At 57.9% G+C, this 10,505-nt stretch carries 10 protein-coding genes and 2 pseudogenes; all 12 read left to right on the top strand.

Annotation, left to right across the window (positions count from 1 at the left end; all coding sequences use genetic code 11):
- Positions 1–345 precede the first annotated feature (345 nt).
- A pseudogene (locus tag NKJ58_RS31195) lies at positions 346–706 on the top strand (transposase); the annotation flags it as partial.
- A 282-nt stretch (positions 707–988) separates the two neighbouring features.
- The gene (gene alr / locus NKJ58_RS31200) at positions 989–2,107 is read left to right on the top strand and encodes an alanine racemase (RefSeq protein ID WP_352854678.1); all 1,119 of its coding nucleotides are present in this window, start codon (positions 989–991) and stop codon (positions 2,105–2,107) included.
- Between the two features lie 10 nt (positions 2,108–2,117).
- On the top strand, positions 2,118–2,354 hold the full coding sequence (locus NKJ58_RS31205) for an Lrp/AsnC ligand binding domain-containing protein (RefSeq protein WP_352854679.1): 237 nt from the start codon (positions 2,118–2,120) through the stop codon (positions 2,352–2,354).
- 219 nt (positions 2,355–2,573) lie between these two features.
- A complete protein-coding gene (locus NKJ58_RS31210) occupies positions 2,574–3,980 on the top strand; it encodes an aminotransferase (protein ID WP_352854680.1) in 1,407 nt (468 codons plus the stop codon).
- A 36-nt stretch (positions 3,981–4,016) separates the two neighbouring features.
- Positions 4,017–4,540 (top strand): annotated as a pseudogene (locus tag NKJ58_RS31215) (electron transfer flavoprotein subunit alpha/FixB family protein); the annotation flags it as partial.
- A gap of 65 nt (positions 4,541–4,605) precedes the next feature.
- Positions 4,606–5,460: a formyltetrahydrofolate deformylase gene (purU, locus tag NKJ58_RS31220; RefSeq protein ID WP_352854681.1), complete on the top strand. Its 855-nt coding sequence runs from the start codon at positions 4,606–4,608 to the stop codon at positions 5,458–5,460.
- A 219-nt stretch (positions 5,461–5,679) separates the two neighbouring features.
- Complete coding sequence (locus NKJ58_RS31225; RefSeq protein ID WP_352854682.1) at positions 5,680–6,183, top strand: E2/UBC family protein; 504 nt, start codon at positions 5,680–5,682, stop codon at positions 6,181–6,183.
- A gap of 54 nt (positions 6,184–6,237) precedes the next feature.
- On the top strand, positions 6,238–7,443 hold the full coding sequence (locus NKJ58_RS31230; protein WP_352854684.1) for a ThiF family adenylyltransferase: 1,206 nt from the start codon (positions 6,238–6,240) through the stop codon (positions 7,441–7,443).
- Positions 7,431–7,886: a Mov34/MPN/PAD-1 family protein gene (locus NKJ58_RS31235; protein WP_352854686.1), complete on the top strand. Its 456-nt coding sequence runs from the start codon at positions 7,431–7,433 to the stop codon at positions 7,884–7,886. The genes NKJ58_RS31230 and NKJ58_RS31235 overlap by 13 nt, the downstream gene beginning before the upstream one ends.
- Positions 7,887–8,037: 151 nt before the next feature.
- Positions 8,038–8,493, top strand: a complete 456-nt coding sequence (locus NKJ58_RS31240) for a DUF1883 domain-containing protein (RefSeq protein ID WP_502902365.1) — start codon at positions 8,038–8,040, stop codon at positions 8,491–8,493.
- A 405-nt stretch (positions 8,494–8,898) separates the two neighbouring features.
- Positions 8,899–9,636, top strand: a complete 738-nt coding sequence (locus tag NKJ58_RS31245; protein ID WP_352854690.1) for a helix-turn-helix transcriptional regulator — start codon at positions 8,899–8,901, stop codon at positions 9,634–9,636.
- Positions 9,637–9,718: 82 nt separating this feature from the next.
- A complete protein-coding gene (locus NKJ58_RS31250; protein WP_352854692.1) occupies positions 9,719–10,351 on the top strand; it encodes an acyl-homoserine-lactone synthase in 633 nt (210 codons plus the stop codon).
- Positions 10,352–10,505: the final 154 nt, after the last annotated feature.

The following is a 10,505-nucleotide window of genomic DNA, read 5'->3' on the forward strand; positions in this document are numbered from 1 at the left end:
GTTCCTTCGCGGGAATCAGGTGACGTGAACAATCACCAGCCTGCCATGACCGCCCCCTCTCAGCGAATTTGCAGAACTCTCAGCACACTACCCCGACGAAACTCTGCCCTCGTTCCGATATGTGACCGGTCACCCTCGACTGAGACACCGTTGGGTAATCAACTTAAGCTTTCGCCATGATCCTGTTCGCTATGGGCGGCAACCTATCCGCAGAAACGCCCATCGCTGAATTTCGTAACAGAGAGGACTCTTAAAAGCTGTGCGGCAGCTCGCATCCCTGTCATCCTCACTTGGCCAAGGTCAATGCGGTTATCGCTGCGGCACGTTACGCGGTAGAGTGCTGACTTGGTGGCGACGTCGGCGGAGATGTACGTGCAGGGCGCGCCGACCCGGAGGCTCAAGGCGATCCCCGAAGAGCTGTGCGGCAATGCCTTCTCGGCCTCGCGCGACCCGGGGGCCAAGCGGTGCTGATCGCGGTCGGCATCGTTTGGGATGACAGGCCCCAGATCCTGGCCGTGGGGATGGCCAATCGCGAGAGCCGCTCGGCCTGGGAGGACTTCCTCGCGGCGCCCAATGCGCGCGGCCTCAAGATTGAGCTGGTCGTCTCCGACGATCATGGCGGCCTAGTCGCGGTGATCGGCGAGTAGTTCCCGGAGCGGCATGGCAGCGCTGCTACGTAGGGCTGGTACGGGACATCGCCCGGCACTCATGTTATCATCGTGTGATAATATATTTACGATAACTTTGCGCAAGGGATCCCCCTAAAGGTTTAGACCACTTCAGCGGTTCCGCGATCCAGGTGTCTCCGGATAGATTCGGAGAACGAGCATGCGCGGTGGTGACGGACGGTCTGGCGAACTGTTGAGTTATGTTGATCTCGAGGCTCGAGTGCGGCGTGATCATCCGTTGCGCCGTATTGATTGTGAGCGAGGCGCTGGCGGATTGAGGAGACTGGCACCGATCGCTACTAGTAATAGGATAGAAAACAATGCTCCAGTGCCATTCGCAACAGGTAAAGATCAACCTCGATAATCTTGCCTGGAACTTCAACGAGTTCCGAGCCCTTTGCCCTGGGGCGGGAGTTGCGGCTGTAGTTAAGGCGGATGCCTATGGAGCAGGACTCGCTACCGTCACTCGCCGATTGGCATCAGAGGGATGCGCAAGCTTTTTCGTGGCCCATCTCAAAGAAGGGGCTCAGCTCCGCGAGCAGAATGACGGCGGTGAGATATACGTCCTAAATGGACTCCTTCCTGGTACAGAGTCCGCCCACAAGACGTTCAATCTTAAGCCGGTACTCACTTCGGAGTCCCAGGTTCGGCTTTGGATCGACTTCTGCAAACGCGAAAGCTGGACTGGCGGAGCCGCCCTGCATGTCGACACCGGCATCAATCGACTCGGGTTCCACGTGGAGGAGCTGGGTACTCTGAAACATCTGATCGAAGGTCGCCTACACTATTTCGACCTGATTATGAGCCACTTGGCCTGTGCCGACGATCCTTCCGACCCTCGCAACAGAGAGCAGGTTGACACCTTTTGGCAGGTCCGAAGGGAGTTCGGAGCGCTCCGGCGCGCATCGCTAGCCGGCTCAGCAGGGTGCCTCCTCGGTCGCAGGGCCCATTTTGAGATGGTTCGTCCTGGAATAGGTCTCTACGGCGGTAATCCGTTCGTAAGCCGCAGCAACCCGTTTCGACAAGTTGTCTCTATCCATGCGCGGCTCCTCCAGGTGAAGACCCTTCGTCACGGAGATTACGTTGGGTATGGAAGGGCTCACAGGCTAGAGAGGGACAGCTTGATCGGAGTCATTTCTTTGGGCTATGTGGACGGCTATCCGCGCTACACACGTCCTGCGGCTAATCGGGATCGGATTCAGGTCTATTATAAAGGCCGAGCGGCTGGCGTCATAGGCCGGGTTTCCATGGACACCTCCATTATTGATCTCAGCTCGGCGGCAGATCTAAAGCCATCGCTCGGCGATTTGGTCGAAGTCTGTGGGCCATCGCAGTCGGTTGATGAGCTCGCCAGTTCAATAGGTTGCATACCTAATGAAGTCATGACGGCGCTTGGATCAAGATCGGTTCGATCGTACATTGGGGATACGCGCGGCTGAGCCAGCCCTCGTGGGTGGCATCATCTCTATAAGGGTTGAGGTGGTTCTGGATCGCCATCGTCTCGAGGACCAACGGCACTTCGAGACTGCGATCCAACAGATTCAGGAAAACCTGGACTGCTGGGCCATCGGGGGGCGGATCGACTATTTGATGCGCGTTTCATCTCCTTCCATGGCTGCGTATCAGGATTTCATGGAGGAATTGCTGCAAGCAGGCTTGGGTATCGAGCAATACTACAGCCTTTGACGAAACCCGTGAAATCCAACTCACCGATTCCTTTGCCCACCCTGAGGCAACGGTAAACTCCCGAAGGCTTTGGTTTCCACGGGCATTGGCGCCGATTCCGTGAACTCGTCGGCTAAAAGTGTGCATTCCCGTGAAACCCGAGACATGTTTGCCGGTATGCTGGTTTCCAACGGCAGCTGACCGAGTGTTCCCAGCCGAGGAATCGCGAGGAGAGGGACGATGCGTTTGAGCAATCTGGGAACCGAGCAACTGCGGGAGAAGGATCGAAGCTTCGTTTTTCATCCGTCCACGCATTTGGCCAAGCACAGCCGCGGCGAGACGCCAAACCGGATCATGGCCGGCGCAGAAGGCGTCTACATCTGGGATACGGAGGGTCGGAGAAGTCTCGACGGTTTCGGCGGGCTCTATTGCGTCAATATGGGGTATGGATGCGCGGAGATTGCCGAGGCTATCGCCCGGCAAGCGCACGAGTTGCCGTTTGCCCATATCTATGCAAGCCAAGGGACCGGGCCAGTCGCGCTCTTGGCAGAGGCCGTGGTCGAGTATTTTGGGCAGAACATGCGAAGGGTCTATTTCGGCCTTTCGGGCTCCGACGCCAACGAAACCAACATCAAGCTGGTGTGGTACTACAACAACATTCTCGGCCGCCCTGAAAAGAAGAAGATCATCTCGCGGCATCGCGGATATCACGGGTCCGGCCTGGTCACCGGTAGCCTGACAGGCCTTCCCTTCTTTCACGATTTCTTCGACCTGCCGCTGAATCTTGTGCGCCATACGACGGCGCCTCACCATTACCGCCAGGCGCATGATGGCGAAAGCGAGGAAGCGTTCTCCACGCGCTGTGCCAATGAACTTGATGCCCTTATTCTCGCTGAGGGCCCAGAGACGGTTGCAGCGTTCATCGGAGAGCCTGTACTTGGGACCGGAGGCATCGTTCCACCCCCCAAGGGATACTGGACCGCCATTCAAGGGGTGCTTGACAAGTACGATGTCCTTCTTATCTCCGATGAAGTGGTCTGCGGCTTCGCGCGAACCGGTGAGAAATTCGGTTCCCATCTTTATGGCATGCGTCCGGATTTCGTGACCATCGCCAAGGGCTTGAGTTCCGCCTACCTCCCCATCTCCGGGTCAATTATCGGCGACCGCGTCTGGTCGGTTTTGGAGCAAGGAACGGAGAAGCACGGCCCACTCGGCCATGGCTGGACATATTCCGGTCACACGCTTTGCGCGGCGGCCGCGCTTGCCAATATTAAATTGATAAAGGACAGAAACATCTTGGAACATGTTCGGGATGTCGGACCGTACTGGCATGCCCGCATGAAAGCCGAACTGGAGGGGAATCCCATCGTTGGCGAGGTTCGCGGCGTCGGCATTCTATCCGCCGTGGAGCTGATGCGGGATCCTAAAGGGCGAGTACCGTTTGAGCCCGGACTTCAGGTCGGCGTGCGCGCCGCCGCTGCTCTGTTTGAGAATGGTGTCATCGGCCGGGCTATGCCGCACGGCGATATTCTCGGCTATGCCCCACCTCTGATCATCACCCGAAAGGAGATCGACATCATCGTTGATGCGACCGCGAAATCAGTCGATACGACATATCGCGCGCTGAAGGCTGAGGGCGCGGTTTGATGCTGCTCGCCGAGGCCGACGAGCTTGCCGCGTTTCAGCGAACCCACAGCGGCACTCGTCATTTCACTTGCGGGCGCCCATGCGCTGTCATCGCGCCCGCGGCCCCGTCGTGCAAGAATGTGGGGCCGCGCGTGGCGGGCCTGCTCGATGCCGCGCAGGCGTCGGAGATCATCGAAGTGGTCTCGCCTGACACCTTCAAGCGGCCGATCCATGTCGGCAACGCCATCCAGACGGTGCAGTCTACCGACACCAGCAAGGTGATCACAGTGCGGACCACTTCGTTTCCAAGCGCCTCCCAAGGCAATGCGGCTGCCGTCGAGAATGTCTCGGCGGCAGCCGACCCTCAGTACCGTCGTCGGCGCTTCCCGCGGCGCGGTCGACGCCGCCTATGCGCCCAAAGACTGGCATGTAGGCCACACCGGTAGGCCGTCGCGCCCAATCTCTACACCGCCGTCGGCATCTCCGTGCCATCCAGCACCTTGACGGTATGAAGGACTCGAAGGTCATTGCCGCCATAAATAAGGGACTACGAAGCGCCAATCTTCCAGGTCGCCGACTAACCTCGCGGCGACGTTTTTTCGTTATCCTGCCCGAGCCCTCCAGATCGAATTTGACCCAGAGTACAATGTCCCAACTCCAGATCCTAACTCTAACCTGCGATGATCGTCCCGGCATCGTCGCGGCCGTCTCAACCGAACTGGCTGTGCTCGGTGGCAACCTTGCCGAGAGCAGCCAGTTCTGGGACCGCACCAGCAATCGCTTCTTCATGCGTCTGGTCGTTGAAGGAGACGAGTCCCTTTCGACCGCGTCAATCGAGCGTGCGCTCAAACCGGCAATCGACCGCTTCGGTTTGTGTCTTCACACCCTCGATGCGCGCCGTAGGCCGAAGATCATCATAATGGTGTCGAAATTCGACCATGCAATGCTTCATCTGCTTTATCAAATCAAGGTCGATTGGCTGAAGGCTGACGTGGTGGCGATCGTATCTAACCACGAAGACAGCCGTGAGGTCGCTGGGCGGGAGCGGGTCCCCTATCATTACTGGCCTGTATGCAAGGACAACAAGACCGAGCAGGAACAAAAGCTGCTGGGTCTTATATGTGAAACTGACGCGGACCTCGTGATCCTGGCCAGGTACATGCAAGTCCTGTCCGACGACTTGTCAACTCGCCTGTTCGGCAAGATGATTAACATTCATCATTCCTTCCTACCCTCATTCAAGGGCGCAAAGCCCTATCATCAGGCGTACGAGCGCGGAGTGAAACTTATCGGCGCTACCGCGCATTACGTGACCCCCGACCTCGACGAAGGTCCGATCATAGATCAGGAGGCTGAGCGCGTAACGCATGCGATGAGCGCGGAGGATTTCGTTGCGACGGGCCGCGACATCGAAAGCCGCGTCCTTGCACGGGCCGTCAAGCTGCATGTGGAGCGGCGGATTATGCTCAACGGAAATAAAGCAATCGTGTTCTCAGCTTAGCTGAGAACGCCTCAATGTGAAAATCTGTATCTTCGACCGATCACAAAGGAGAATCGACATGGCACGGCCCCCGATACCCGGCAATCCAGGCCCCACCCCGCCGCGCCCCCCCGACTGGGTCCCAAGCCCGCCAGATGGGGTTCCGGGTCGTCCGCCCGGCGTTCCGCCTGGCCCCAAGGACCCACCTCAGCCGCCGGATCGTCTAGTAGGATGACCTGGATGGGCTACGGCGATCTGAAAACAGGTATGCTCCCCCACTGGGAGCATACCTGCGTCGGACGACTGGATTTCGAACTCCGTGACCTGGCATTCTTCGCCCGAGACTCGCTGCGAATCGACGAAGACCAACTGAAACAGGGGGTGCTCAGCATCGAGTTCGAATGGCCGCTGGCATCCGGGGAAGTCTGCCAGCTTCGCGCAGTTTTCCCCGACAGCTATCCCTTCGTGCGCCCGCAAGTCGCCCTTCGAGGAAACCCGAAAACTTTTCCGCACAAGCATTGCTCACCGACCGACGGCAACCTTTGCCTGTTGGGCCGTGACACAGGACTGTGGTCCATCGAGTGGACATTGGCGAAACTTCTGGAGAAGCAACTCGCCAACGCTCTGAATGGTACGGGCATGGAGGATCCACAGGGCGAACCGATGGAATTCTGGTGGAACGCCTTCGCCCCGGCATTCGATGGCTATGTCGACGGCAGCTATATGTTGATTGACACTGCCTAGAATGTAGGAGCTGAAACAGAGGGCACGTTGCGGGCGTCTTACTCCCTTCAAAAGATGGACGACAAAATTAGATTCCAGGGTGTGGTCGAGGAAATCAAGGCGAAGGACGGGTCCGTTCTAGCTGCCCGGAAATTTCCGCTTCCTCCCGGACTTCAATTGAAGAAGGTCACGGGCATATTTCCGTGGAGGCGCGTAGGTCGTTTCGCGCCGCCATCGCCCGAAGGTTGGCGGAAGGCGCAGGGCCAGCTTACCTTTGGAGGCGACGTGATCAATAGTGGCTCGCCCGCTATTTCGATGTCCGTCACGGTCCAATCGACGGAACTCAGCCACCGTGTTGACGGCGACACCTGGCTATTTCCACTGCGTTACGGACCAGCAAAGTCGTTCCGGTCTGTGAAGCAAGGACAGAGAGGGACCAGCCCCTCCATGATCATAGTTCCCACGCTCCGCGCCGAGGCCACAGACATCGGCGCCCGAGTTCCATCGGTCGGCATCTTGAAGGATAAGGTGGTTGCCATCTTCGGGATGGGAGCGATTGGTGCCCCAGTTGCGATCGAGCTTGCCCGCAACGGCTGTTCCCATCTCACCGTCATCGACCATGACATCGTCGAACCAGGAAACTCCATCCGATGGCCGCTTGGTGCGACGGCCTGGGGAATGCGAAAGACGACTGCCGTCAAGCACCACGTGGAATCCGAATACCCGTGCGTCGAGGTCGAGGCGATCCATCACACCGTAGGCATAGCCACGGCGGCCGACGGGAACGCAGGAGACCATTCAGTTCTACCGCCGATTTTTGGGAAGGCGGACATCGTCATCGATGCAACGGCCTCTTCCGGAATCCCACGTTTGCTGGCCGATCACTGCAAGTCCGCCGGCAAACCGATGATCTCTCTTTTCGGGACGCTCTCATTGAAGGGGGGCGTCGTTGCTGCCTATCAGCCGAAATCCGGCTGTCCAACCTGCCGCGAATTCGCCTATGCGAAAGGTTTGATCGAGAAAGCTCCTGGGTCAGGAGAAGTCTCCGCGCTAAATCAGCCGGCTGGATGCGCCGAGTTGACCTTCACTGGGGCTTCGTTCGATCTTCATGAATTATCGCTGGAAGCTGTCCGGTTGACCGTGCAAATTCTCTCTCAGCCAGCCGATTTCAAGGAATCCTTGGTTCACACCCTCACATTGCATGACGGCATCAAGCGGGTGCCGCCGTCTTGGCGGGTGGATGGGTTGCCTCCCATGAAGGAATGCGGATGCAACCCATAGTGTGGGTGCCTCGGGCGATCAAGCAGGACATGCAGATCGATGCCGACCTCTGGTATGATCGGGAAACGGGTGGGACCTTCATGGGGTACTGGGCCGAAAGCAACGTTGCCGTCGTAACAGCAATGATCCCGGCCGGGCCCCGAGCATCTCACGAGCGAAGCAGCTTTCTCCCTGATCAAAGCTGGCAACAGGCGGAGATTGCGAAGCACTATGAGCGTTCCGGGAGGTTGGACACGTATCTCGGGGACTGGCACACCCACCCCGATGCCGTTTCGAACCGCCTGAGCTGGACGGATCGAGTATGCCTGAAAAAGATCATAAAAACCCCAACGGCGCGAAATCAAAGGCCCGTCATGATGCTCATGTGCGGCAAACCGGGTGAGTGGTCTCTGCATTCTTGGTTCTGCCAACTGCGGACCAGTTATTTCTCTTTGAATTCCTAGATGAGAGAGAAGCGACTATCGAAGCCTACACGAGTCCCTCTTCTGAAGCAGGCGAGGAGATCGTAAGAGCTTAATCAAAATTCTGGCCGACACAGGATGAGGGGGAGATGAATTTTACGCATTGCGATTTGGGGAGTGTTCTCGCGGTCAGATGGCCGAGATCACGCTCACGTCGGGAGCCAATCTAAGGTTGCTGGACTTGACGAGCTGCAGCAATTACGGGCGCGGAGAACGCCCTCAGTATAGTGGCCGGTTTGCGAAGCAGCCAGTCCGCCTAAAGGTTCCCAAGTCGGTGCATTGGCATGTGGCCGTCGATATGCAGGGCCTTGAAGGCAGCACTTGTTCCAGCATCAGGAAATTGCCCAGGCCTCTACCCGAATTGCGCGAAGCTCCGTGTTCTGTTCCGTCCCTGGTCAGGGATAGTTGCCGCCGGGAACATTCACGGATTAACGAACAGCCATTTCGGCGTGGTCGCTTTGTCAGAGCCGTTCGAAAGGCTGGACGAACTACGAACTCGACGGAATCGCCCCTCGGTCTGTCAAACGGGAGCAACAGCTTCTACCCACCTGGCATAAGTCGCCCAAAGCACTGCTACCAACACGCCTGACGATTTCCGACCTGATCACGTCGGTTATAGCTGCATAGGAATACAATGGCCGCGTTGCCGATCACCGGTCGAAATTGTCAAAGACGAACACTCGCACGGCCCGTCTTTTTGTTGGGTTCGGTGACCCAATTTCGGCCCGCCCGCTGCTCTCCACCAATGCGCTTCGCACTCTCGAACTCCATCAGCACCTTCTTGTGTTGTGAGGCTGCCGTAGCATTTGGGACAAAAACGTCCGAGATCGCCGCGTAGCTACGGCTGGCGAGCTAATGATATGCGCAACCGTCGCGGCATTTGTAAAGAAGGTCAGTCCGGCCAGTTTGAGAGGTCGGCTTACGATGGGGTCTACAGGCCGGGTGGCGCACAGCAGAGAGATCAAGGGGGTGAGTCAGAACAATGGGGAAGGACATGCGAATTGTCTTCGAGACATTCCTGGAAAAGTTGTCGGTAAGTGTCGATGAGGGTGATTTTCGCGGAGCCTTGGCCGATGTCGCCTCAGGTCTGGATCTATTCACCTTTGCCTACTTGTCCTTGCCGCCGTGGTCTAATGGCAAGCCCATGCTGATCTCGAATTATCCGGCGCTCTGGACAGCGCGCTATCTTGAGAACCGGTATCAGAATGTCGACCCGGTCATTTTACGTGCAAGCTATGGCGAATCCACATTTCGATGGGGATTTGACCTAAAGAGTTTTGATCTGTCCGGGCCTCAGCTTAGGTTTTTCGACGAAGCAGCGCAGTTCGGCATCGGCTGCGGCGTGACCATCCCGATCATCTATGGCCGCGGCAATTTTGCGGCTATGACCTTTGCCGCTGACAAGCCCGATCCTGCATACTTTCGCGTGGCCGATCGCTACGAGCAAGGTCTTCCGTTTTTCGCGAGCTGTTTTCATACGTTCGTCCGCTGCAGACTATCGGGCGATCGAACAGTTGGCGGGGTGTTGTTGACGCCGCGTGAATACGAGTGCCTCCAGTGGGCGGCGCGCGGCAAGTCCGCCAGAGATAAAGGCGGCATCCTGGAGATCTCGCGGCACACGGCTGAGTTCCATCTCGCAAACGTCCGCAAGAAGCTTGGCGTGACAACCACCCGTCAGGCGATTACGCGTCTGGCGGCTTCAGGCTTTTCGGTTCCTGAGAAGTCGGCTTGACCTCCGGAACTGCACAGGCTGCGCTTTCGCGAAGGATCGTCTCCAATGGCGAGGAAATGTTTCCCGCTATTGGAGGACTTTGATGATCCAGCTTATTGCGCCTGAGTGCTACGACGACTTTGCTGACGGACTGCATGCAATGCATCGGCTTCGGTTTCGCGTCTTCAAGGAACGCCTAGGCTGGGACGTGCAGGATAATGGCGGCTATGAAATCGATTCCTTTGACGCGCTCAGACCGCACTACCTGTTGTTGCGCGGTTTCGAGGGCCAGGTGGAGGGTTGCGTTCGCCTTCTGCCCTCAGCGGGCCCGACCATGATTCGCGATACCTTTCCGATGCTGTTGGAAGGAAGGGCTGCACCTGAGGATCCGAGCGTGTGGGAAAGCAGCCGTTTTGCGCTCGACATAGCTTCATCTGGGAAAAAGGGGGCGGGCGGTATCGCTCTCGGCACATATGAGCTCTTCGCCGGCATGATCGAGTTCGGCCTCTCATCCCGGCTCAGCCACGTCGTCACGGTCACCGACTTGCGCATGGAGCGCATTCTTCGTCGCGCCGGCTGGCCCCTCGAGCGGATCGGCAACCCCCACACGATCGGCGCCACACGCGCACTGGCGGGCTACCTCGAAGTGTCGACAGCGACACTCCATGCGGTGCGACAAAACTGTGGTATTGACAGTCCGGTGCTATGGGCGCCGGTGCTTCGCCGGGTGACGTGAATGTGACGCCCGGCAGGAGAGCACATTCATGTCCACGTCTCTTGCGGCGGACGCCGATCGGTTGTGTGCGTCAAGTTCTGCAAAATGGGCGATCATGAAACTGGTCATGCGGCTTGGCGTAGAGCGAGCTTCTTGTGCTCGCGCAGATCATCCA

It is taken from the genome of Mesorhizobium sp. M0139, assembly GCF_040322455.1.
Lineage (GTDB): Bacteria > Pseudomonadota > Alphaproteobacteria > Rhizobiales > Rhizobiaceae > Mesorhizobium.

Coding starts and splice junctions, on each gene's coding strand:
- NKJ58_RS31235 (WP_352854686.1), top strand. CDS start 7,431: ATGCAACCCATAGTGTGGGTGCCTCGGGCGATCAAGCAGGACATGCAG.
- NKJ58_RS31230 (WP_352854684.1), top strand. CDS start 6,238: ATGGACGACAAAATTAGATTCCAGGGTGTGGTCGAGGAAATCAAGGCG.
- alr (WP_352854678.1), top strand. CDS start 989: ATGCTCCAGTGCCATTCGCAACAGGTAAAGATCAACCTCGATAATCTT.
- purU (WP_352854681.1), top strand. CDS start 4,606: ATGTCCCAACTCCAGATCCTAACTCTAACCTGCGATGATCGTCCCGGC.
- NKJ58_RS31245 (WP_352854690.1), top strand. CDS start 8,899: ATGCGAATTGTCTTCGAGACATTCCTGGAAAAGTTGTCGGTAAGTGTC.
- NKJ58_RS31250 (WP_352854692.1), top strand. CDS start 9,719: ATGATCCAGCTTATTGCGCCTGAGTGCTACGACGACTTTGCTGACGGA.
- NKJ58_RS31225 (WP_352854682.1), top strand. CDS start 5,680: ATGGGCTACGGCGATCTGAAAACAGGTATGCTCCCCCACTGGGAGCAT.
- NKJ58_RS31240 (WP_502902365.1), top strand. CDS start 8,038: ATGGCCGAGATCACGCTCACGTCGGGAGCCAATCTAAGGTTGCTGGAC.
- NKJ58_RS31210 (WP_352854680.1), top strand. CDS start 2,574: ATGCGTTTGAGCAATCTGGGAACCGAGCAACTGCGGGAGAAGGATCGA.